The sequence below is a fragment of the Pseudomonas sp. FG6 genome, assembly GCF_057809015.1.
In genome coordinates this window covers 52,364-75,498 of record NZ_JBMDJD010000027.1, presented here as the reverse complement: position 1 = coordinate 75,498, position 23,135 = coordinate 52,364, and the positions used below count along the sequence as shown (strand labels likewise).

Sequence of the window (23,135 nt, the reverse complement as noted above, 5' to 3'; positions counted from 1 at the left end):
TGGGCCCGCCACGAAGGGCCATCCATGGCCCCGTGCGGCTATCCCGGCCTCCATGCCGGGATGCCCACTGCGCAATGCCTGCGTTCGGCCATCGTGGTTGATGGGGCGCTGAGATCAAGATCAAGATCAAAAGCCAAATCAAAAGCCAAAACCAAAGCACAGCGATCTAACTGAAGCTCGCGATGAGGCCAGCCCAGACGACCTAAAACCTGTGGCGAGGGAGCTTGCTCCCGCTCGGCTGCGCAGCAGTCGTAAAACCAGGCAATGCGGTTTTACCTGAAATAATGCAGGGGCCTGCTTCGCAGGCCAGCGGGAGCAAGCTCCCTCGCCACAGGGGGAAAGGTAGGGTTTGAGTGTTGGGGTGAGGAAAAGTCCGCTATCGCGAGCAAGCTTTGCTCCCACAAGGAATCGCAGTCAGTCGCCCAAACCAGTTCGACTACCAGGCCGCATCGCTTTTGATTTGGCTTTTGATCTGCAGCGCCCCATCAACCACGAGTGGTGGGGCGAGCCTTTTTTGCTTACTTTTTTTGGCGTCTGAAAAAAAGTGAGCCGCCGTAAGGTCGGAACCCTAAGCCGCCGTGACCGCAGCAACGGATATTCACCCCCCCATCCTCCCCAAAGAAACCAGCCGAAACTAATAATCCCAGCAAGCCTCCGCGCATCTCACATCCGACTTTTCCTACGCCGCTTCCACTGCCGCGCCACCCACCAGCGCCAGTAACTCATGGTGACGAAATAGGCGAGGGCGCCAAGCACCAGCCCAGTCACCACCGACCCCAGCAGAAACGGCTGCCACAACGTGGACAATTGGCCGCTGATCCATTCCCACGTCAACGCTTCGGGCAGCGTACGGGCCGGCACGTCCATCAGCCAGGCGCCCGTCTGGTAGGTGCAGAAGAACACCGCCGGCATGGTGATCGGATTGGTCAGCCAGACCAGGCTCACGGCGATCGGCAGGTTGCCGCGTACCGTGATGGCCAGTGCGGCGGCCAGCAGCATTTGCAAGGGAATTGGCAGGAACGCGGCAAACAGGCCAACGGCCATCGCCCGGGCGACTGAGTGGCGGTTGAGGTGCCAGAGGTTGGGATCGTGCAGCAGGGTGCCGAGAAAACGTAAGGATTTGTGTTCCCGGATGCTCTCAGGGTCTGGCATGTAACGTTTGAATAAGCGCCGGGGCATAAGGCTTCTCGGTCGGTTCAACGCAGTAAGGCCGCAAGTATGTCCGGATTCTACGGCGGGCAGATTCAGACTTTGTGACAATTGATAACGCCCGCAGTGCCGCAGGCCGTCTATGCCTGAAGAGAGAACTCTCAAGGACGGGTTATGCGCACAGGGTTGATCGCGCTTGCACTGGGGCTATTGGCCCCGGTTTTTTTTCCGGCACTGCCGCCGTTGTGGCTGATGGCCGCCATGTCGCTGCTGGCGCTGATGGCGTTGCCGTTTCGAACCTATCCGCTGGGTTTTTTCCTGCTGGGCGTGGCGTGGGCTTGCCTGTCGGCACAGTGGGCGCTGGATGATCGGCTGCCCGCCGTGCTGGACGGAGAAACCCGCTGGGTCGAAGGGCGCGTCGTCGGTTTGCCGCAACAGGGCGATGGCGTGGTGCGCTTTGAGCTGGCCGATGCCCAATCGCGCCGCACCCGGCTGCCCTCGATGATGCGCCTGGCCTGGTTCGGTGGTCCGTCGGTCAGCAGCGGCGAGCGCTGGCGCTTGGCGGTGAAGCTCAAGCGCCCCGCCGGGCTGCTGAACCCGGATGGCTTTGATCATGAGGCCTGGCTGTTGAGTCGGGGCATCGGCGCGACCGGCTCGGTCAAGGCGGGTTATCTCCTGCAACCGGCCCGGGGGGCGTGGCGTGATGGGATGCGGCAGGCGCTGGCCAGCGTCGATGCCCAAGGCCGTTCCGGTGCGCTGGCGGCATTGGTGCTGGGCGACGGCACCGGTTTGAGTCGGGCGGACTGGCAAGTGTTGCAGGACACCGGCACGGTTCATCTACTGGTGATTTCCGGGCAACACATCGGCCTGCTTGCCGGCCTGGTGTACCTGTTGGTGGCCGGTGCGGCGCGCCATGGCCTGTGGCCGACGAACCTGGCGTGGTTGCCCTGGGCGTGTGCGCTGGCCTTCACCGCGGCCCTGGGCTACGGCTTGCTGGCAGGGTTCGAGGTGCCGGTACGACGGGCCTGCGCCATGATCGGGCTGGTGTTGCTGTGGCGCTTGCGCTTCCGACAGGCGGACCCGTGGTGGGCATGGTTGCTGGCCTTGGTGGGCGTGCTGTTGTTCGATCCGCTGGCCAGTTTGCGACCGGGGTTCTGGTTATCGTTTGCCGCCGTCGCTGTGCTGATGTTCACCTTCGGCGGACGGCTGGGGCCCTGGCGCTGGTGGCAGACCTGGACCCGGGCACAGTGGCTGGTGGCGGTCGGGCTGTGCCCGTTGCTGTTGATACTGGGTTTGCCGATCAGCCTCAGTGGGCCGCTGGTGAACTTGCTGGCGGTGCCTTGGATCAGCCTGCTGGTGTTGCCTCTGGCGCTGCTGGGCACCGTGTCGTTGCCGGTGCCGTTCGTGGGGGAAGGGCTGCTGTGGATTGCCGGCGGTTTGCTTGACCTGCTGTTCAAGGGGCTGACCCTGGTTGCGGGGTGGATGCCGGCCTGGATACCCGCCTCGATCCCCTTGTGGACCTGGCTGCTGGCCGCCTTCGGTGCGTTTCTGTTGCTATTGCCCAAGGGCGTGCCGCTGCGCCTGCTGGGGTGGCCGATGTTGCTGCTGATGGTCGTTCCGCCCAGGGAAGAGGTGCCGCAAGGGCAAGCTGAAATCTGGCAGTTGGACGTCGGCCAAGGGCTGGCGGTGCTGGTGCGGACCCGGCGTCATAGCTTGCTCTACGACGCCGGGCCGCGCTTTGGCGACGCCGATGTGGGCGCGCGCGTCGTGCTCCCCACCCTGCACAAGCTTGGCGTGCGTGGACTGGATGTGATGCTGCTCAGCCATGCCGACGCCGATCACGCCGGCGGTGCCCAGGCCGTGCGCAACGGATTGCCGACGGCGCGGATCGTCAGCGGCGATCCCGCCGGGCTGCCCGACGAGCTGCAGGCCGGGCCTTGTGACAGTGGCGAGCGCTGGGAATGGGACGGGGTCAGGTTCACGCTGTGGCGATGGGCGTCTGCCCGCGAAAGCAACCAGAAATCCTGTGTCTTGCTGGTGGAGGCCGGCGGTGAGCGCGTGCTGCTGACCGGCGACATCGACACCCACGCCGAGCGCGCCTTGCTCGACAGTCCCCTGGTGGTGCCGGTCCAGTGGCTGGCGGCTCCTCACCACGGCAGTCGTAGCTCATCGTCCATGGCCTTGCTGGCGGGGCTTGCGCCTCACTCGGTGTTGATTTCCCGCGGGCGCGGCAATGCGTTCGGCCATCCCCATCCGCAAGTACTGGCCCGGTATCGGCGCTCCGGCATGGCCATCTACGACAGCGCCGAGCAGGGCGCCATTCGTCTGCAACTGGGGGCCTTCGAGTCACCCCGCACCCAGGCCGGCCGGCGGCGTTACTGGCGCGACCCGCCGCCGGCCGGGCCGCCGCAAAGAAAGTGATCTGGCTCAACCGGTCGAGGCTTTGTACGAACCCTAGGACCTTACCGGCGGTCGGGTCTGCAAGGCGAGTCTGTGTGCTAAAGTGGCGCACTTTTTCAAGGGGGCAGTCACTGTGTGGGAATTGGTCAAATCCGGCGGTTGGATGATGTTGCCGATTATTCTGAGTTCCATCGCGGCGCTGGGTATCGTTGCCGAGCGTTTGTGGACCCTGCGAGCCAGTCGCGTGGCCCCGGAGCATCTCGTCGGGCAGGTCTGGGTCTGGATCAAGGACAAGCAACTGAACAAGGACAAGCTCAAGGAGCTGCGGGCCAGTTCGCCCCTGGGGGAAATCCTCGCTGCGGGGCTGGCAAACTCCAAGCACGGTCGCGAGATCATGAAGGAGTGCATCGAGGAAGCCGCCGCCCGGGTCATCCATGAACTGGAGCGCTACATCAATGCCCTGGGCACCATTGCCGCGATGTCTCCATTGCTGGGCCTGCTGGGGACGGTACTGGGGATGATCGACATTTTCAGCGCATTCACCAGCTCCGGCATGACCACCAACGCCGCTGTGTTGGCGGGGGGTATTTCCAAGGCCTTGATCACCACGGCCTCGGGCCTGATGGTGGGTATCCCGGCGGTATTCTTCCACCGGTTCCTGCAGCGTCGCATCGACGAACTGGTGGTCGGCATGGAGCAGGAAGCCATCAAGCTGGTCGAGGTGGTGCAGGGTGACCGTGACGTGGACCTGGCCGGGAGCAAGAAGTGAAGTTCCGCCGCAAGCCACGGGAAACCATCGACATCAACCTCGCGTCGCTGATCGACGTGGTGTTCATCCTGTTGCTGTTTTTCGTCGTGACCACCACGTTCACCCGGGAAACCCAGCTCAAGGTTGAATTGCCGCAAGCCGTCAGCGGTTCACCGGCCGAAGACCAGCAACTCAAGAACCTGGAAATCACCATCAGCGCCGAAGGGGCGTTCTCGGTGAACAACCAATTGCTGCCCAAGAGCGACCTGGCGAGCCTGATCGAGGCCTTGCAGCAGGAGTCCGGCGGCGATACCAATCTGCCGCTGTCCATCAGCGCCGATGGCAAGACGCCTCATCAATCCGTGATCACCGCCATGGACGCGGCCGGCAAGCTCGGCTTCAGCCATTTGCGCATGACCACGGTCGAGGCGGCGCCGGCACCCTGATGGCCATGTCCGATCGATTGCTTGCCGCGTGGTATGACGGGCACCCAGCCCTGACGCTGTTGCGCCCGCTGGAGTGGCTGTACCGGCGGGTGGTGGTCGGCAAGCGTGAGCGCTTCCTGGCCGGTGAAGGGGCCATCTACCAGCCTGCGGTGCCGTTGGTGGTGGTCGGCAATATCACGGTCGGTGGCACCGGCAAGACGCCGCTGATCCTGTGGATGATCCAGCACTGCCAACACAGCGGCTTGCGGGTCGGGGTGGTCAGCCGGGGCTATGGCGCCAAGCCGCCGCAACTGCCGTGGCGGGTCGAGGCCGAGCAGGGCGCGGACGTCGCGGGCGACGAGCCGCTACTGATCGTCCAGCGCACCGGTGTGCCATTGATGATCGATCCCGATCGCAGCCGCGCGGTCCAGGCGTTGCTGGCGGCCGAGCCGCTGGACCTGATCCTGTCCGATGACGGCATGCAGCATTATCGGCTGGCCCGGGACCTCGAGCTGGTGCTGATCGACAGCGCCCGCGGCCTGGGCAACCGGCGCTGCCTGCCGGCCGGCCCGTTGCGCGAGCCCGTCGAGCGCCTGCAATCGGTCGACGCGGTGCTGTACAACGGTGCCCGCGCCGACCGCGACGATGGCTTCGCCTTCGAGCTGCGCCCCACCGCCCTGGTGAACCTGGCCAGTGGCGAGCGACGCCCTCTTGACCATTTTCCACCCGACCAGGCCGTACACGCCGTGGCTGGCATCGGCAATCCTGGGCGTTTCTTCAAGACCCTCGAAACGCTACACTGGCGGCCAATCCCGCACGCGTTTGCCGACCACGCCGAATACAGTGCCCAGACCTTGAATTTCATGCCGCCGCTGCCGGTGATCATGACGGAGAAGGACGCGGTCAAATGCCGTGCCTTCGCCGCGCCCGACTGGTGGTACCTGGCAGTGGATGCAGCGCCATCGCCGGCCTTCGTGGCCTGGTTCGATACGCAATTGATGCGCCTGCTGCCGGATCGGCTTTTGCCTTAACTCTTTTTACCCAGGGGAATTTCATGGACACCAAACTGCTCGATATCCTGGCCTGCCCGGTCTGCAAAGGCCCGCTCAAGCTCAGCGCCGACAAGACCGAGTTGATCAGCAAGGGGGCCGGCCTGGCCTACCCGATTCGCGACGGCATCCCGGTGATGCTCGAAAGCGAAGCCCGCACCCTGACCACCGACGAGCGCCTGGATAAATGACCGCGGCCTTTACCGTTGTCATTCCGTCGCGTTTCGCCTCGACGCGTTTGCCCGGCAAGCCGTTGCTGTCGATCGCTGGCAAGCCGATGATCCAGCATGTGTGGGAACAGGCCTGCAAGAGCAGCGCCCAGCGCGTGGTGGTGGCGACCGACGATGCGCGCATCGTCGAGGCTTGCAAAGGTTTCGGCGCCGAAGTGGTCCTGACCCGCGAAGACCATAACTCCGGCACCGATCGCCTGGCCGAGGTAGCCGAAAAACTCGGCCTGGCCCCTGACGCCATCGTCGTCAATGTGCAGGGCGACGAACCGTTGATCCCGCCCAGCGTGATCGACCAGGTCGCCGCGAATTTGGCGGCCCACACCGAAGCGCGCATGGCCACCCTGGCCGAGCCGATCGAGGATGTGCAAACCCTGTTCAATCCCAACGTGGTCAAGGTGGTCAGTGACCTCAATGGCCTGGCGCTGACCTTCAGCCGCGCGACGTTGCCCTGGGCCCGGGACGCATTTGCCCAGGACCGCGACGTGTTGCCCCAAGGCGTGCCGTATCGCCGTCACATTGGCATCTACGCCTACCGCGCCGGTTTCCTCCAGGACTTCGTCGCCTGGGGCCCGTGCTGGCTGGAAAACACCGAATCCCTGGAACAGTTGCGAGCCTTGTGGCACGGCGTGCGGATCCACGTCGCCGATGCGCTGATTGCACCGCCGACCGGCGTCGACACGCCTGAAGACCTCGAGCGCGTCCGTCGCCTGCTGGAGGCTTGATGCGGGTTCTGTTCGTCTGCCTCGGCAACATCTGCCGCTCGCCCACCGCCGAAGGCATCTTGCGTCATAAGTTGCGCGAGGCCGGGTTGGCCGAACAGGTGGAAGTCGCTTCCGCCGGCACCGGTGACTGGCACGTCGGCAAGGCCCCGGACAAGCGCAGCCAGGCCGCGGCCCTGAGGCGCGGCTACGACTTGTCGGCCCAGCGCGCCCGGCAGGTGTCGCGCGCTGATTTCGCCACCTACGACCTGATCCTGGCCATGGACGGCAACAATCTGCGCAATCTCAAGGCGCTGCAACCGGCCGATGGCCGGGCCGAGCTGGACCTGTTCCTGCGCCGCTACGAAGCTGAACTCGACGATGTGCCGGACCCGTACTACGACGGCGAGCAGGGTTTCGAACACGTGCTGGACCTGATCGAGCGCGCCACGGATCGTCTGGTGATCGAATTGAAGGGGCGGTTATGACCTTGCAAGTACAGGCGGGCGTCAGCCTCAAGCCCTTCAACAGCTTCGGCGTGGACGTCCGCGCCCGCTTGTTCGCCGAAGCCCATGACGACGGCGATGTACGCCAGGCGCTGGCCTATGCCCGCGAGCATGACGTGCCGCTGCTGGTGATCGGTGGCGGCAGCAACCTGCTGCTGACCGGCGACATCGATGCGTTGGTGCTGCGCATGGCCAGCCGGGGGATCCGTCTGCTCAGCGACGACGGCGAGCGGGTGGTGATCGAAGCCGAGGCCGGGGAACCGTGGCACCCATTCGTCCAGCACACGCTGGCGCAAGGGTGGTCGGGCCTGGAGAACCTCAGCCTGATCCCCGGGACCGTCGGCGCGGCGCCGATGCAGAACATCGGCGCCTACGGCGTGGAGATCAAGGACGTTTTCGTCGGCCTCACCGCGCTGGATCGCCAGACCGGTGAGCTGCGCGAGTTCAGCCTCGACGAGTGCCGTTTCGCCTACCGCGACAGCCTGTTCAAGCAGCAAACGGGTCGCTGGCTGATCCTGCGGGTGCGTTTCGCCCTCAGTCGTGTCGCACACCTGCAACTGGAATACGGCCCGGTCCGCCAACGGCTGACTGAACAAGGCATCGACCAGGCAACGCCCATGGACGTGAGCCGGGCGATTTGCAGCATCCGCAGCGAAAAACTCCCCGACCCGGCCGTACTGGGCAACGCGGGCAGCTTCTTCAAGAACCCGCTGGTAGCGGCCAGCCACGTGGCCCACCTCAAGCAGCAATACCCTGACCTGGTGGCTTATCCACAGCCCGAAGGACAGATGAAAATCGCCGCCGGCTGGCTGATCGAACGGGCCGGTTGGAAGGGCTTTCGCGAGGGGGACGCCGGGGTGCATGCATTGCAGGCATTGGTGCTGGTCAACTACGGCAGCGCCACCGGCCCGCAATTGCTGGATTTGGCCTTGCGCATTCAGAAAGATATCGCCGAACGGTTCCAGGTTGAGCTGGAGATGGAGCCGAATCGGTATTGAGCAATCGGCGATGTCGTACGGGCATCGCCGATTGTGCTCCAAGGCAAGTTGGTGATTGAGATTTTGAAGGCAATCGGCACACCGTTCTCTTTGAGCGTGGGATGACCTTTGGCAATTCACCTATGGTCCGGCACCTGGCCGGCACATCATCCATAAAGCCTCCATTCAACCTTTTCTTCGCCCACCGTGATTCGATCCGGCAGGAGGAAACGGCGGTGGTGATGACGCACGTTCAGCAGCGGCATGATCTGGCCCTGTTCGAAGCGCCGGGGCGCGCCGGTGTAGTCGCTGGCCTTCCAGTAACCGGTTTGCGGGCAAGGCTGGCCGCTGTGGCATGTCGGTGCGGAGGAGTAGTCCGCCCGGATGAAGTTCGGGGAGGCGGGCGTGGACCGGCCGGTTTCCGGCTCCAGGCGCTTGGCTTCGGCCAGCTTGCGGATCAGCGCTTCGCTGGGCTTTGGCGGCGGGACGTTGGCCAGGCGGGCTTCGAGCCATTGCAGCTTGCCGTCCCACTCGGGTAACTCGGCGGGTGGCAAGGGGAGGATGTCGTTGATTTCGGGGACGGAGGGGTTGGCGTAGGAGTAGCCGCCTAGCACGTCGCTAATCTGCTCATATCGCTGAGCGCGCTCAAGGTCTTCCGGTTGCCCTAGGTAACGCAATCTATCGGAGGGTAATGGGTTACGAAAAACATGGCTCAGTTTGAAAGCCGAAGTGCTATCGCCACCGGCGACACCCAGTTGAAAGGCTTCGAGTGCTTCTTGGTAATGTCCGTCTATTAAAAAATCAACGCCAAGCGCCCTTGCCGCATCGCCATGTCCCTGTTCAGCCGCACAGCGGCGCATCTGTCGTGCCACGTCCGGGGCAATCCTGATGGGCGCCAGTTTTTCTGCCACCTCGTACTGGGCCAGTGCACTGCCCTCGTCGGCCGCCTTGCGGAAATAGCGCAGGGCCATGTACGGGTCATCCTTCAACCCCGCCGCTCCCTGTTGCAGGAGGATCCCGACGAAGTAATAGCCCGTCGCCACGCCCGCGTCGATCAGGGCCTGGCTCAGACGCAATTGCTCGGCGCCGCGCACCTGGAACCGACCGCGCATGCCGCCATTCTGCAGGTTGATGTTGGCTTTGTAGTGGCCATTTTCGGCGGCGATGCGGTACAACCGCTCGATCTCGCCGTCCACGGTTTGGTCCTGCTTGAGCAGGTTGTTCTTTTGCAGCCAACGGGCGTACTGGAACAGCACATCGGCGTCTTCTGGCGCCGGGGGAATCTGTTCGTGGGCACAGGTAAACGCCAGGTTGGCCTTGATCTGGGTGAGCGGTGGCATGTAAGGGGCCTTTTTCAGGTAGGTCGAGGAGCTGCGACCGTCGCAGGCGGTTAGCAGCAGGCAGGGCAACAGGAAGAGCGTGCGCCAGTGCATCAGTCGAGATTGCTTAGAGTGGCTTTTTTGTAGCTGAACTCAACGAGGGAAGCCTCAGGTGCTTTTTCATCCGATCGTAGTTTTTTGTTCCCGTCGATGATCTCCTGCCAAACCTTGAACGCCTTCCCCGCATCATCCTGCGAGCCCTTTTCATCCGTATGCAGCCCCCACAACCGCCGCCGCAACGCCTGGGTCACGCTCGCCCATTCGTGGGCAATGTTCAGTTCGCTGTCCACCTGCATGCTGCGGGTGTTGATGTTGGCCGAGCCGTGGGTGGTGAAGACGTCGTCGACGATCATCAGCTTGGAGTGGATGTACACCGGCATCCAGGGTTTGCCCGCCAGCGAATCGGGGGCCACCAGCGAGCAGACATGCACTTTCAGGCCGGGTATTTCCTCCGGCATTACGGCGTCATCCATGATCTTGCGGGCCTTGCGATTGAACTCGTACTCCCATTTCGCCAGTTCCCATTTGCCCAGCGGGTCATGCCGCTCGGGGGGGCGGGGCTGGGGTGGCATCTGGCGTTCCAGTTCCTTGATGCGCCGCACTTTGGTCACGCTCTGGATGGTGTCGGCACGCCCCAGGCTTTCGAGCATGCGCTGGGTGTTCAGGCTGCCGGCGCCGACGCCGTCTTCGGTGTCGTTGGTGACCACGAACAGGTGCAGGTCGCCGTGCAGGCCGGGGTCGCGACCGGCCTTGGTCAGCGTGGCGGCGACTTTTTTGATGAACTCGGACAGTGGCGGCCAGCGGAAATACTGGTTCTCGATGTAGATGAACTGGGTCGCGTTATTGATGGCCTTGAAGTAGAGGTGCTCGATATCGCGCTTGCCCGCCTGGGGCTGGGTGCGCAGGATCTGCGCCATCTGCCCTTTGCCCAGGGGGTAGAGCTGTTTCCCCACTTCCAAGGACTGGCGTGAGGCGAGCAGGTCTTCACCGGTTTCCTTGCGCCAGGCGCTGGCGAAGTTGTGGTGCAGGTGTTCCAGGACCGGTCCGCTGACCTGGCAGGAGATGTCCTGGCGCGGGGTGTCGCCGCGCGGGCCACGGTCGGGGGCGGGTTTGCTGTCCTTGGAACGGTTCAGGGCCGAATGCTCGTCGGTGTCCCAATATTCGTCGAGCATGTTGTGGCCCATGACGAAGCCGACCGCACGGTCCGGCAGTTCGTAGTCCACCAGGACACTTTTCTGGTGATGGGTGGCCGTCAGCCGCAGCGTTTGGCGCATGCGGGTGCTGATTTCGCTGTCGAGGCTTTCATATTTCACCCAGTGGGCGATCTCGCCTCGTTCATCCAGATCGAAACCGCGACTGACGAACACCGGCAGTTTGCCGGGGATGCGTTGCGCGGCTTCGTGGTCCGCGACCGCGCAGGTCGCGAACCACTGGCGATCCAAGGCATACTGCTCTTCGGTGGAGGGCTGGAGCTTGCGGTCCCAGAGGCGGATCCTGCCTTTGCCGGGCAAGTTGGACTCACCGGCAAAGCCTGCGGTGTTGAATGGCATCTCCCACCCCAGCAGCCGCACCTCGACGCCTTCGCGGGCCTTGGTCATGAGCAGGTCGCCAATGCACGGCGCTTTGCCGTCGCGGATGAAATACATCGACGGCTGAAAGCCCCAGCAGACGATGTCGATGCTCTTTTGGGCTGCGGCGATGGCTTCGTGCACGGCCTTGAAGGTTTCTTCACCGTTGACCAGCGGTTGATAACTGGCCGGCACGGGGTGGTATTCGGTGTTGTGCACGTACCAGGGCGGGGTGCAAATGGCTTCCTCGGTGTGCTGGAAAGCGACGGGCACCACAATGTTCGATGAGATCACTGAGTTTGTTCCTTGTGGTTGAGGTCGTTCATCAGGGCGGCATACAGCGCACGGTGGTCTGTATGCGTCGCGGGTGCATTCACTTCGGCATCGGTCTGTGAGCGATGGTTATGCAAGCCACGGTTGGCCAGGTGCGCCTGCTCGGCATTGCGGTACTCGGTGGGTATCGGCAGTTGGTAAGTCACGCCGTTGGCCATCACCATTTGGTAGTCCCGGGTGATGGTCTGATGGTCGATCAGCAGTTGCCCACTGTCGTCGAGCACTCCTTGCTGGAGTGGCACGCCATCGGCCATGAGCGTGTAAGGCATCCCCGCCCAACCGTTACTCAATGCGTTGGGCGATTGGGGCAGGCGCAGACGCAGCGGTTGTTTGGACAAGCGCTGCGGGTAGTCCGGGTGTGCGGCCTTCATGCCGGTAGCGCCTGGCACATATGCGAAATTCGCTGACTTGACGACGAAATCCCCCGCAGTCCCCGACTCGAGGCCCCCCATATCCAGCGTGATGTAGCTACCCCCCGCGTTCAGGGTGATTTTTTTCTTCGCCACGATGCGGATCTCGTCTTCGGTACTGGTGATCTCCAGCCCATGACGTGCCATCAGTTCCAGCTTGTCGTTCTGCGCCTGGATGCTGATCGGCCCGTGGTTGGCGATCAGCTTGAGACCCAGCTTGCGCACGAACAGGCTCACCCCCTGGCCCACGCCGATGAACAGGCGCTTGGCTACACTGATGTCGGCTGCGCCCCCGGCGTTGAGCATCAGGTTGCGTTGCGCCGCCAGTTGCAGGTGCTTGCCGCTGGTGAGGGCGATGCCTTGCGGGGCGCTGAGCAGCAGGACTGAGGATTTGAGTTGATCCAGGTCCTGTCGCAGCAGTTGCAGTTGTGCGGCGACATCCGCCGACTCGGCATTGGCGGCCTGGGCGTCATCGGAAAGGCTCTTCAACTGCTCGCCGGCCTGCTGCAGTCGGTCGATGGCGTTGCTCATGTCAAGGACCGGACCTTGAGCCTTGACCTGCTCATCCGCACTGATAAACACCCCCTTGCCACCCCGAATCGCCCCCCAGCCATCGCTGCGCAGTTCAAACCCTTCGCCGCGTTTTTTCTTCTCGGCATCCACCAGATGCCCCAGGTTCAACTGGCTCTTGCCGCTGTGCTCGGTGCTGAGCTTGATGTGTTCCTGCCCACGGGTGTCGTCCATTCGCAGTTTGTTGTTGCTCGGGGTGCGCAGCACGTTGCGGCGTTCGTTGCGTGCGGTGACCAGGTCGGGGTGGTCGCTGTCGTGCAGGGCGTGGGCGATGTAGGGACGGTCCGGGTCGCCCTGTTCGAACGCGACGGCCACTTCGGTGCCGGCCAGCAGGGGGAAATGCAAGCCGTAGGTGTCGCCGCCGTAGGGTCGGGCCAGGCGCAGCCAGAGGCTGGCTTGGCCGGGTTTCCAGGTGTCGCGGTCGAACAGGAAGCGCACGCGGTAGCGGCCTTCGAAATCGAGGTCGGTGTAGGGGGCGTTGGCTTCCGGGTGGCTGATGCGGGCCGGGAGGGTGCCGCTGATGCAGGGTTTGGGCGGCAGCGGTGGGCGGAAGCACACCGTTTCCGAATAGGGAATGGCCTGGAAGGTGGCGATGAAACTGCGGTCGCGGGCCGCCTCGGTGCGCAGGCCGACAATCACCGCGTCGGGCTCGAAGGCCTGGGGCGCGCCGCCGGTGATTTCCAGCCTCTGGCCCGGCGCCAAGGTCGCGCTGCTGGTGGTGCCGTGCAGGTGGGTCTGCGCGTTGAGGTAGCGCTCGTGGCGCAGGCGCGCGTAGAAAAAGCCGCTTTCGCTTTGCAGGTCTTCGTCCTGGTCGTAGCGGTCGCCCAGCTCCCGGTAGGGTTCGGCGTAGTGATAGGCCTCGCCGTAGGTACTCTTGGCGCCGCGGGTCTGGTCGACCTCGCCGTCCAGGAAAGCGTGGGCATCGCGGTAGTGATAGGCCCGAAAATCAATGTGCTGCTCCACCACCTGATGGGCCGTTTGCAGGTTCCAGGCCGCGTCCTGCCCCTGGCCGGCAAACCCCGACGGCGAGCGACACGGCAATGTAACGTTGCGTTGGTAATGGCGTTGGTCGTCGTGGAAGTGCACCACGTCGAAGTTCACCCGCTCGTGGCTGACGAAGCGATACCAGATGCCGACCTCGGCCAGCAGGCGGTCGATGAAGGCCAGGTCACTTTCGTCGTACTGCATGACCTGCTCGCGCCGGGGGTACTCGCGTACCAGCTTGAAGTGGAAGTGGTAGCCCTCGAAGTCGTGGCGCGTGCGCAGGATGTGCTCGACGATCTGCGGCACCGACTGGTGCTGGTAAATCCGAAACTGCTTGCCCCGCCCCAGCAGCGCGAAACGCGGTTGCAGAGTGATTTCATAGCGCGCTTCATCCTTGGAGCCGGACAGGCGCTTGAACCCGGTGACCACGCCATGGAAGGTGCGCAGCGGTTTGATCTCCGGCGGCTTGAAGCCCTTGGGCGTCGGCGGTGGCGGCAGGGGGTAGAGGCAAAAATCCGCGTCCTGGTTGAGCAGGTCGGTGGCCGCCAGGTCGCGCTCGGTGCAGGTGAACTCCACACGGTAGAGGTAGGGCCGGCTCAGGTGCTCGTCACCCTCGAAGGCCAGGACGTCGAGTCGAGCGTCGAGTTTGTAGACCTCCAGGGTGTGGCGGCTGTGGTCGAAGAAGGTGCGCACGTTCATGTTCATTCGGCGTCCTCCGTGGCAACGCCTTGCGTTGCATCCGGGCTAGCATCGCCGCCTAACATTGTTGAAAACATTCCTTGTTACTCCAGCCGGGCGAACATGGGACAAGCAAATTTCCCCATGGTCGGGTTTGCGTTTTTTTGGCGGATTAGCGTGTGAGAGTTTCAGCGGAGAGTTCCATTTTTTGGCGTAGGTAATTTGCCCGTCTGGAGACGTTTCAGACGCGTCCTATAACGAAATTGCGAGTTTCTTAGGAGCGGTCCTACGCAAAGACCGGTTTATTCCCGTTCGGTCGATCCGCCGCCTTGGGCGAAGTTGGTGTGGGCTGGCGGGGGTGGTGTGTCTGGTGCTGCGTATTCGGCAGGGTTTGGGGCCGCTTTGCGGCCCAGCGGGAGCAAGCTCCCTCGCCACGGGGTTGTTGGCGGTCTTAGGTGAACAGCATCGGGGGGTCGAATTCAGTAAAAGGGCGCGGCACGGTCCTGGGCAGATCATTTATGCAGGATTGTGCAGGGCGTTTTGCCAGGTCCTGGGTTAATTTATTCCCCTTGAGGGCCCGGTGCAGACGCCTGCTGGCGTGTGCATAAGAGAGCCTGATCAGCCTGAGCCAGTCTGCGCATCGACCTGTCACCCAAGCGGCAGATGGCTCGACCCCATCACTCGAACACTGTGCGGGCGTGCCCATGATTACCCTGAAACTCAATGGAAAAGACCATCAACTGGATGTGACCGAGGACATGCCGCTGTTGTGGGCGATCCGCGATGTGGCGGGTTACAACGGCACCAAGTTCGGCTGCGGCATGGGCCTGTGCGGCGCGTGCACCATCCACATCGACGGCGCGCCGGCGCGCAGTTGCATCACGCCGATCGGTTCGGTGAAAGGGCAGGACATCAGCACCATCGACGGGCTTCACGCCGACCCGGTCGGGCAAGTCGTGCAGCAGGCCTGGCTCGATACGGCCGTGGCCCAGTGCGGTTACTGCCAGGGTGGGCAGATCATGTCGGCCACCGCTTTGCTCAAGAGCAATCCCAATCCGAGCGACGAGCAGATCGAGGAGGCGATGGTTGGCAACATTTGTCGTTGCGGCACCTACAACCGCATCAAGACCGCCATCCGCCAGGCCTCCACCCACCTGAAGGAGGCCAAGGCATGAGCCGCTTGCCCAATGATTTTGTGCTGAGCAACCTCAGTCGTCGTGGCTTTCTCAAAGGCGCGAGTGCGACCGGTGTGTTGGTATTGGCCGCCAGTTGGGGCCTGCCGGATGCGTTCGCCGAGGAGAAAAAATTCGGGGCCGAGGGCATGCCCCACGGCGCGGTCGATGATCCGAAGGTCTACGTGAGCATTGCCGCCGATGGCAGTGTGACGGTGATCTGCAACCGTTCGGAAATGGGCCAGGGCGTGCGCACCAGCCTGAGCATGGTGGTGGCCGACGAACTGGAGGCCGACTGGGTGCAGGTCAAGGTGCGCCAGGCACCGGCCGACGAGGCGCGTTTCGGTAACCAGGACACCGACGGCTCGCGCAGCATGCGCCATTGGTACGAACCAATGCGCCGTTGCGGCGCCGCTGCCCGGACCATGCTGGAACAGGCCGCCGCAGCGCAGTGGCAGGTTCCGGTCACTGAATGCCGGGCCCAGTTGCACAAAGTGCTGCACCAGCCTTCCGGTCGCGAGCTGGGCTACGGCGCGTTGGCCGCTGCCGCCAGTGCCTTGCCGGTGCCGGCGCGGGACAGCCTGCGCCTCAAGCAGCCTTCGGAGTTTCGCTACATCGGCAAGGAAGCCACCCGTGCCATCGACGGCGCGGATATCGTCAATGGCCGTGCGGTGTTCGGTGCCGATGTGCATTTCGACGGCATGCTCTATGCCGTCGTGGCACGTCCGCCGGTCTATGGCGGCAAGGTCAAGACCGTGGACAGCAGCGCGGCGTTGAAAGTACCGGGCGTGGTCAAGGTGGTGTCGATCGAAGGGCGTCCGCTGCCGTCCAAATTCCAACCGTTGGGTGGCGTTGCCGTGGTGGCGAAGAACACCTGGGCGGCGATCAAGGGCCGCGAAGCGCTGAAAATCGAGTGGGACGACGGCCCGAATGCCGGTTATGACTCTATTGCCTATCGCAAGGAGTTGGAAGCGGCCGCCCTCAAGCCTGGAAAAGTCGTGCGCAGCAGCGGCGACGTCGACGACGCCCTGGCCAAGGCCGACTCGACCCTGGAGGCTTCGTATTACCTGCCGCACTTGTCCCAATCCCCCATGGAGCCGATGGTGGCCGTCGCCCGGTTCAAGGATGGCCAGTGCGAAGCCTGGGCGCCGAGCCAGGCGCCGCAGGTGACTCGCGAGCGCATCGCCGAACGCCTGGGCATCCCTTTCGACAAGGTCACGGTGAACATCACGCTGTTGGGGGGCGGTTTCGGACGCAAGTCCAAACCCGATTTCGTCCTTGAAGCGGCGGTGCTGGCCAAGGAGTTTCCAGGCCAGGCCGTGCGGGTGCAATGGACCCGCGAGGACGATATCCACCATTCGTATTTCCACACCGTGTCGGCCGAGTACCTGAAGGCAGGACTGAGCCAGGATGGCATGCCATCCGGTTGGCTGCACCGCACCGTGGCCCCGAGCATCACGGCTTTGTTCGCCCCGGGCATGACCCACGAAGCGCCGTTCGAAGTGGGCATGGGCGTGACCAACATGGCCTACGCGATTCCCAACCTGCGCCTGGAAAACCCGGAAGCGGTGGCCCATGCGCGCGTCGGTTGGTACCGCTCGGTGTCGAACATTCCCCACGGGTTCGCGATCCAGAGTTTCATTGACGAATTGGCCCACAAGGCTGGCCAGGATCCGCTGAAGTACCAGATCAAGTTGCTGGGGCCGGACCGCAAGATCGATCCACGGACCTTGAGCGAGGAATGGAACTACGGTGAGTCCCCCGAGCGTTATCCGATCGATACCGCGCGGATCCGCACGGTGCTGGAAACCGCCGCGAAGGCCGCCGGTTGGGGCCGCGATCTGCCCAAGGGGCGTGGCCTGGGATTGGCGGTGCATTACAGTTTCGTGACCTACGTCGCCGCTGTGATCGAAGTGGAGGTCAAGGACGACGGCACGGTAATCGTGCACAAGGCGGACATCGCCGTGGATTGCGGCCCGCAGATCAACCCCGAGCGCATTCGCTCCCAGTTCGAAGGCGCCTGCGTCATGGGCCTGGGCAATGCGATGGTGGGGGAGATCAGCTTCAAGGACGGCAAGGTCCAGCAGGACAACTTCCACATGTATGAAGTAGCGCGCATGTCCCTGGCACCCAAGGAGGTGGCGGTGCATCTGGTCACGCCACCGGGCGAGGTGCCGTTGGGCGGTGTCGGCGAGCCGGGCGTGCCGCCGATTGCGCCGGCGCTGTGCAACGCGATTTTCGCCGCCACCGGCAAACGCATCCGTGACCTGCCTGTGCGTTATCAGTTGCAGGGCTGGCAGCAGGCCAAGGCCTGATGGACAGTGTTGATCTGAACGTCCTGCGCAGCGTGCTCGAGTGGCGCCGCGCCGGGCAGCGTGTGGTGTTGTTCACCGTGGTCCAGACCTGGGGCTCCGCGCCAAGACCGCCCGGGGCGATGCTGGCCCTGCGCGAAGATGGCGTGGTGATGGGGTCGGTGTCGGGCGGTTGTGTCGAGGATGACCTGATCGCCCGGCTGCACGACGGCCGCATTCCGGTGGACGGTCCGCCGGTGCAACTGATCACCTACGGCGTCACCCGCGAGGAGGCGGCGCGCTTCGGCCTGCCGTGTGGCGGCACTCTGCGCCTGACCGAGGAGCGCGTGGGCGATCCGCATTGGGTCGCTCATCTGCTGGAGCGCTGCGAAGCCCATGAAATCGTCGCCCGTGAACTGACGGTCGCCAGCGGCCAAGTGGTTTTGACACCCGCCAGCAAGACCGATGCTTTAGTGTTCGATGGGCAGGTTTTGCGGGCGATTTATGGTCCACGCTGGCGGCTTTTGCTGATCGGTGCCGGGCAGCTGTCGCGCTACGTGGCGGAGATGGCCCGGCTGCTGGATTTCGAAGTGCTGATTTGCGATCCGCGCAAGGAGTTCGTCTACGGCTGGGAAGAGCAGCAGGGTCGCTTCGTCTCGGGCATGCCTGACGAAGCGGTGTTGAGCATCCAGACCGACGAGCGTACGGCGATTGTCGCCTTGACCCACGATCCGCGCCTGGACGACATGGCGCTGCTCACGGCTCTGGACTCCAAGGCGTTTTATGTCGGCGCCCTGGGCTCGCAGGTCAACAGCCGCAAGCGGCGGGACAACCTGGCTCAGTTAGGCTTGTCCGCAAGCGCCATTGAACGCCTGCACGGGCCGATCGGTCTGCATATAGGCAGCCACACGCCGGCGGAGATTGCCTTGTCACTGCTGGCGGAAATCGTGGCGATCAAGAATGGCGTCGAACTGCGGCAGAAAAAGCCGCTGTAAACGCGGCAAGGAGGGCACATGGCAGATTCGATAGGCGTGATCATCCTGGCGGCTGGCGCGGGCAGCCGTTTTCGCCAGGTGGCAGGCCCGGACAAGGATAAATTGCTGGCCGACTGCACAGGGCGTGACGGTGCCGTGCGATCCGTGATCGAGCAGGTGCTGGTGAACTTGCCGGCCACTCTGGAAAAACGCGTGCTGGTGACGAGCCCGGATCGCCCCCAGGCTATTCGCATGGCCCAGGCCTATGGATGCGAGTTCGTGGAACTGGACTCGCCCGGACTGGGCGACAGCATCGCCGCCGGTGTGCAGGCATGTGCGGAGCTTGATGGCTGGCTGATGGTGCTGGGTGATATGCCATTTATCCTGCCGTCGAGCATCGAGCGCGTCGTGGCGGGGATTCGCGAGGATGGCATCAGCGTGCCGGTGCTGGCCGGTGAATATGGGCATCCTGTGGGCTTCGGTCGTGAGTTTGGGCCGAAACTGATGGCGCTGACGGGGGACCGTGGTGCCAAGGTGCTGTTTGCCGGGGCGAGGGTGGTCGAGGTGGCCGTGGACGATCCCGGCGTAACCTGGGATATCGATGTGCCCGAGGCGCTGACGTTCAAATAACAGCGGCTGCACAGTTCCTTTGAATGCCGGCAGTTCTGTGGTTACCACCCATCCCACAGGTTGATGGGTGCTTGGCTGTAATGCTGTGGTCGTTCCGACAGTGCAGTGGATAACTTGGAGGCATAAAAAAGCCCCGCCTGGCATCACCAAGCGGGGCTTTTCATTGAGCGATGGAATCAGGCGTGAGGTTTAGGCTCGTGCTCTTTTTCCAAGACTTCAGTGTGGCGCGGTGCGATTTCTTCAGCAGCTTGCTGAGGTTCTTCGATCACCGGAGCCGATTCGCTCGGGGCTTCAGCGACCGGGGCAGGGGCTGCCTCGGCGACTTCTTCCACGACCGGAGCTGGCTCGGCAGCAGGCGCTTGAGCAGCAGCGGCCGCCGTTTGTTCGGCTTCCTTCTGCAGACGCTCGGCTTCACGCTTGCGACGACGCACTTCACGCGGATCGTTCGGCGCACGGCCGTTCGAGGTCAGGGTGCTGGCAGGTGCAGGCTCTTGCGCAGGTGCTTCGGCAACCACGGCTGCTTCGACCGCTGGAGCCGCTACGACCACTTCGGGCTCGGCCGCTTTCACGGGCTCTGGAGCCGGCTCCGGCTCGACAACCGGGGCCGGTGCAGCGGGCTCCGCAGTCCAGTTGAACGCCGTCTGCTCTTCACGGGTTGGCGCTGCTGCCTTGTCCTCGGCCGGTGCTTCGACGACCGGTTCGGCGGCAACCACGGCTGCCTCGACGACCGGTGCAGGCTCGGCGGCGGCTTCTGGCTGGGTTTCGCGGACCGGTGCCAGTTCCACTTCTGGCGACGCGGTGGCTTCTACCGGGGCGGTGGCTTCGACAACAGGTGCTTCAACCGGGGCGTTTTCCACCGCAGCGGTGGCGCGTTCGGCTTGCTCGTGAGCCTGGGCTTCGGCCGGGGCGCTGATCACGCTGCTGGCAACGGCTTCAGTCACGGCCAGGCCAGCGGCCAGGTCCCCAGCGGTTGGCGCTTCACCGTTCTCGGTGGATTCGGACTCTTCCGAACCTTCGATCACGTTGCCGTTGGCGTCGCGTTGGCGCTCACGACGGTTGCTGCGACGACGCTGACCACGGGAGCGGCGGCGTGGACGATCGCCTTCGGCGTTCTCCTGGCCGTCTTCCGGCAGTTGCTCCTCGGCATTGAGCACTTCTTCTTCGCTGGCAGCGGCAGGAGCCTGTTCGGCGCGTGGTTGACGCTCTTCACGTGGCGGACGCGGTGCACGCTCTTCACGAGGCGGGCGAGCCGGACGCTCTTCAGCGGTGGCGGCAACGGCAGCAACCGCAGCAACGGTCGGGGCGGCATCCAGTGGTTCGCGCAGTTCGCGAACACGCTCTTCACGCTCGCCGCGAGGCTTGCGATCTTCACGCGGTGCACGAGGCTGGCGTTCTTCACGCGGCGGACGCGGTGCACGTTCTTCGCGGGCTACGGCTGGCGCTTCCTCGCGGGCTTCACGAGGCTGGCGTTCTTCACGCGGCTCACGTGGCGCACGTTCTTCACGCGGTGCGCGTTCCTCGCGAGGCTTGCGCTCTTCGTCGCGACGACCGTTGCGGTTGCGGGTCTGCTGGCGACCGTTGCGGCGTTCTTCGTTGCGGGCCGGGCGCTCGGTAGCGGCAGGCTTGGCGACGACGACCGGAGCGACAGGCTCTTCCTTGGTAGCGAACAGGCTGACCAGGGACTTCACCAGGCCTTTGAACAGGCTCGGCTCAGGCGCGGCGACCGGTGCAGGTGCCGGTGCGACGACTTCGGTCGGAACCGGAGCGTTGGCACGGGCCGGGGCGGTCTTGACCGCGGCTTCCTGGCGAACCAGAGTGCGGGTCGCGGCCGCTGGCTGGACTTCTTCCACTTCGGCAGCGGCAGCAGCGATTTCGTAGCTGGACTGGTTGTTGTGGGCTTCCGGGCTGTCGTCGCGCAGGCGCTGCACTTCGAAGTGCGGCGTCTCCAGGTGATCGTTCGGCAGGATCACGATACGGGCGCGGGTGCGCAGTTCGATCTTGGTGATCGAGTTGCGTTTTTCGTTGAGCAGGAACGCGGCCACCGGGATCGGCACTTGGGCACGGACTTCGGCGGTGCGGTCTTTCAGGGCTTCTTCTTCGATCAGGCGCAGGATCGCCAGGGACAGCGACTCGACGTCACGGATGATGCCGGTGCCGTTGCAACGTGGGCAGACGATGCCGCTGCTTTCACCCAGGGATGGGCGCAGGCGTTGACGGGACATTTCCAGCAGGCCGAAGCGCGAGATACGGCCGACTTGTACGCGGGCGCGGTCGGCTTCCAGGCACTCACGGACCTTTTCTTCCACGGCGCGCTGGTTCTTGGCCGGGGTCATGTCGATGAAGTCGATGACGATCAGGCCGCCGATGTCGCGCAGGCGCAACTGACGGGCGATTTCCTCGGCTGCTTCAAGGTTGGTCTGCAGGGCGGTTTCTTCGATGTCGCTGCCTTTGGTGGCGCGGGCCGAGTTGATGTCGATGGACACCAGGGCTTCGGTCGGATCGATGACGATGGAGCCGCCCGACGGCAGTTCGACGACGCGCTGGAAGGCGGTTTCGATCTGGCTTTCGATCTGGAAGCGGTTGAACAGCGGGACGCTGTCTTCGTAGAGCTTGATCTTGCTGGCGTACTGCGGCATCACCTGGCGAATGAAGGTCAGGGCTTCATCCTGGGCTTCGACGCTGTCGATCAGCACTTCGCCGATGTCCTGGCGCAGGTAGTCGCGGATGGCGCGGATGATCACGTTGCTTTCCTGATAGATCAGGAACGGCGCGGAGCGATCCAGCGAGGCTTCTTTGATGGCGGTCCACAGCTGCAGCAGGTAGTCGAGGTCCCACTGCATTTCTTCGCTGCTGCGACCAAGGCCGGCGGTGCGCACGATCAGGCCCATGTCGGCAGGTGCGACCAGGCCATTGAGGGCTTCGCGCAACTCGTTGCGCTCTTCGCCTTCGATGCGGCGGGAGATACCACCGGCACGCGGGTTGTTCGGCATCAGGACCAGGTAACGACCGGCCAGGCTGATGAAGGTGGTCAGGGCTGCGCCCTTGTTGCCACGTTCTTCTTTTTCGACCTGAACGATGACTTCCTGGCCTTCGCTCAGGACTTCCTTGATGTTGACGCGGCCTTCGGGAGCTTTCTTGAAGTACTCGCGGGAGATTTCCTTGAGGGGCAGGAAGCCATGGCGCTCGGAGCCGAAATCGACAAAGGCAGCCTCGAGGCTTGGTTCGATACGAGTAATCCGGCCTTTATAGATGTTGGCCTTCTTCTGCTCGCGTGCACCGGATTCGATATCCAGGTCGTAGAGGCGCTGGCCGTCTACCAGTGCAACACGCAACTCTTCGGGTTGAGTTGCGTTAATCAGCATTCTTTTCATGTAGTACCGTCGGTTTCCGGGCTGCCGGAAACGGCGTTCGGCACACACGACTTCTCACGGTCGGTGTCAGGTGCGTCATGGAAGTGGCTGGGCCATTCCAGTGTCCAGCGAGTTCGATCCAAGGATGGCGAAGTCGCGACGGACGCGTCCTGCTTGCTGGTACTCAAGCACTCAGTCAGGAGGAGGAATCAACCGACGCTGTGGACGATATGAAGCGTCTAAATACAAGCCTAGGCGTTATACCCTGGTGCTACACAGTCCGACGGTTGTACATCTCCACCCTACACGTATCCCTGATAATTCGGGTGCTGCCGCGCGCAGAATCCGCAGCGGGTTGGCATTTACCGTGAGCTCCGAAGGGGGAGGTCACGCATCATGGCTAATTCGGGCGTTGTTTCCGAAGCTCTCGCTCGGGGTCGTCTGCAACTGACTGCACTTTGTGAACTGGCCGTGAATGTGGCGCGCAAGGCGAGTCAGAACTCTGCTTTGCGGCGTATTTCAGGCCTCATGTCACCTGCGCTCGTTACACCTGCAAACTCTGCCGTTACGTAGCAAAAGCCCCGTAGGACGGCCTCTCGTCCTCGTGAATTGCG

17 protein-coding genes are annotated in these 23,135 nt (G+C 63.5%); 12 read left to right on the top strand and 5 right to left on the bottom strand.

From position 1 onward, the window contains the following. Positions 1–663: 663 nt before the first annotated feature. Positions 664–1,179 carry a DUF2062 domain-containing protein gene (locus tag ACODSJ_RS18010; protein WP_489103017.1) on the bottom strand — a complete coding sequence of 172 codons (516 nt, stop codon included), beginning with the start codon at positions 1,177–1,179 and terminating at the stop codon, positions 664–666. A 144-nt stretch (positions 1,180–1,323) separates the two neighbouring features. On the opposite strand from ACODSJ_RS18010, the gene ACODSJ_RS18005 reads away from it, so the two are divergent. From ACODSJ_RS18005 to murB, 8 genes are all read left to right on the top strand, one after another. Continuing rightward, positions 1,324–3,570: a DNA internalization-related competence protein ComEC/Rec2 gene (locus ACODSJ_RS18005; protein ID WP_489103016.1), complete on the top strand. Its 2,247-nt coding sequence runs from the start codon at positions 1,324–1,326 to the stop codon at positions 3,568–3,570. A 112-nt stretch (positions 3,571–3,682) separates the two neighbouring features. Next, on the top strand, positions 3,683–4,318 hold the full coding sequence (locus tag ACODSJ_RS18000; protein WP_489103015.1) for a MotA/TolQ/ExbB proton channel family protein: 636 nt from the start codon (positions 3,683–3,685) through the stop codon (positions 4,316–4,318). Further along, positions 4,315–4,743 (top strand): ExbD/TolR family protein, encoded by a 429-nt coding sequence (locus ACODSJ_RS17995; RefSeq protein ID WP_489103014.1) that lies wholly within the window; start codon positions 4,315–4,317, stop codon positions 4,741–4,743. Before ACODSJ_RS18000 ends, ACODSJ_RS17995 begins: the two co-directional genes overlap by 4 nt. Further along, complete coding sequence (gene lpxK, locus ACODSJ_RS17990) at positions 4,743–5,753, top strand: tetraacyldisaccharide 4'-kinase (protein ID WP_489103013.1); 1,011 nt, start codon at positions 4,743–4,745, stop codon at positions 5,751–5,753. The genes ACODSJ_RS17995 and lpxK overlap by 1 nt, the downstream gene beginning before the upstream one ends. 23 nt (positions 5,754–5,776) lie before the next feature. Next, positions 5,777–5,962: a Trm112 family protein gene (locus tag ACODSJ_RS17985; RefSeq protein ID WP_003179363.1), complete on the top strand. Its 186-nt coding sequence runs from the start codon at positions 5,777–5,779 to the stop codon at positions 5,960–5,962. Then, positions 5,959–6,723 (top strand): 3-deoxy-manno-octulosonate cytidylyltransferase, encoded by a 765-nt coding sequence (gene kdsB, locus ACODSJ_RS17980; protein ID WP_489103012.1) that lies wholly within the window; start codon positions 5,959–5,961, stop codon positions 6,721–6,723. Before ACODSJ_RS17985 ends, kdsB begins: the two co-directional genes overlap by 4 nt. After that, a complete protein-coding gene (locus ACODSJ_RS17975; RefSeq protein WP_489103011.1) occupies positions 6,723–7,187 on the top strand; it encodes a low molecular weight protein-tyrosine-phosphatase in 465 nt (154 codons plus the stop codon). The genes kdsB and ACODSJ_RS17975 overlap by 1 nt, the downstream gene beginning before the upstream one ends. Continuing rightward, positions 7,184–8,203, top strand: coding sequence for a UDP-N-acetylmuramate dehydrogenase (gene murB, locus ACODSJ_RS17970; RefSeq protein ID WP_489103010.1), 1,020 nt, complete (start codon positions 7,184–7,186; stop codon positions 8,201–8,203). Before ACODSJ_RS17975 ends, murB begins: the two co-directional genes overlap by 4 nt. Before the next feature lie 146 nt (positions 8,204–8,349). Here the strand turns inward: murB and ACODSJ_RS17965 are convergent, their stop codons facing one another. Genes ACODSJ_RS17965 through ACODSJ_RS17955 form a run of 3 tightly spaced genes read right to left on the bottom strand, consistent with a single transcriptional unit; the run spans position 8,350 to position 14,131 of the window. Next, positions 8,350–9,615 carry an SEL1-like repeat protein gene (locus ACODSJ_RS17965; RefSeq protein ID WP_489103009.1) on the bottom strand — a complete coding sequence of 422 codons (1,266 nt, stop codon included), beginning with the start codon at positions 9,613–9,615 and terminating at the stop codon, positions 8,350–8,352. Then, positions 9,615–11,423 (bottom strand): phospholipase D-like domain-containing protein, encoded by a 1,809-nt coding sequence (locus ACODSJ_RS17960; protein WP_489103008.1) that lies wholly within the window; start codon positions 11,421–11,423, stop codon positions 9,615–9,617. The genes ACODSJ_RS17965 and ACODSJ_RS17960 overlap by 1 nt, the downstream gene beginning before the upstream one ends. Continuing rightward, complete coding sequence (locus ACODSJ_RS17955) at positions 11,420–14,131, bottom strand: type VI secretion system Vgr family protein (RefSeq protein WP_489103007.1); 2,712 nt, start codon at positions 14,129–14,131, stop codon at positions 11,420–11,422. Before ACODSJ_RS17955 ends, ACODSJ_RS17960 begins: the two co-directional genes overlap by 4 nt. A 677-nt stretch (positions 14,132–14,808) precedes the next feature. Between ACODSJ_RS17955 and ACODSJ_RS17950 the strand changes: the two genes are divergently transcribed. From ACODSJ_RS17950 to ACODSJ_RS17935, 4 genes are read left to right on the top strand one after another with little or no spacing between them, the layout of a single operon-like run. Continuing rightward, a complete protein-coding gene (locus ACODSJ_RS17950; RefSeq protein WP_489103006.1) occupies positions 14,809–15,279 on the top strand; it encodes a (2Fe-2S)-binding protein in 471 nt (156 codons plus the stop codon). After that, the gene (locus ACODSJ_RS17945; protein WP_489103005.1) at positions 15,276–17,591 is read left to right on the top strand and encodes a xanthine dehydrogenase family protein molybdopterin-binding subunit; all 2,316 of its coding nucleotides are present in this window, start codon (positions 15,276–15,278) and stop codon (positions 17,589–17,591) included. Before ACODSJ_RS17950 ends, ACODSJ_RS17945 begins: the two co-directional genes overlap by 4 nt. Next, positions 17,591–18,562 (top strand): XdhC family protein, encoded by a 972-nt coding sequence (locus tag ACODSJ_RS17940; protein ID WP_489103004.1) that lies wholly within the window; start codon positions 17,591–17,593, stop codon positions 18,560–18,562. The genes ACODSJ_RS17945 and ACODSJ_RS17940 overlap by 1 nt, the downstream gene beginning before the upstream one ends. Positions 18,563–18,580: 18 nt before the next feature. Continuing rightward, complete coding sequence (locus ACODSJ_RS17935) at positions 18,581–19,171, top strand: nucleotidyltransferase family protein (protein WP_489103003.1); 591 nt, start codon at positions 18,581–18,583, stop codon at positions 19,169–19,171. A gap of 176 nt (positions 19,172–19,347) precedes the next feature. Here ACODSJ_RS17935 and rne read toward each other — a convergent pair whose 3' ends face one another. Then, positions 19,348–22,542, bottom strand: a complete 3,195-nt coding sequence (gene rne, locus ACODSJ_RS17930) for a ribonuclease E (protein ID WP_489103002.1) — start codon at positions 22,540–22,542, stop codon at positions 19,348–19,350. Positions 22,543–23,135 lie beyond the last annotated feature (593 nt).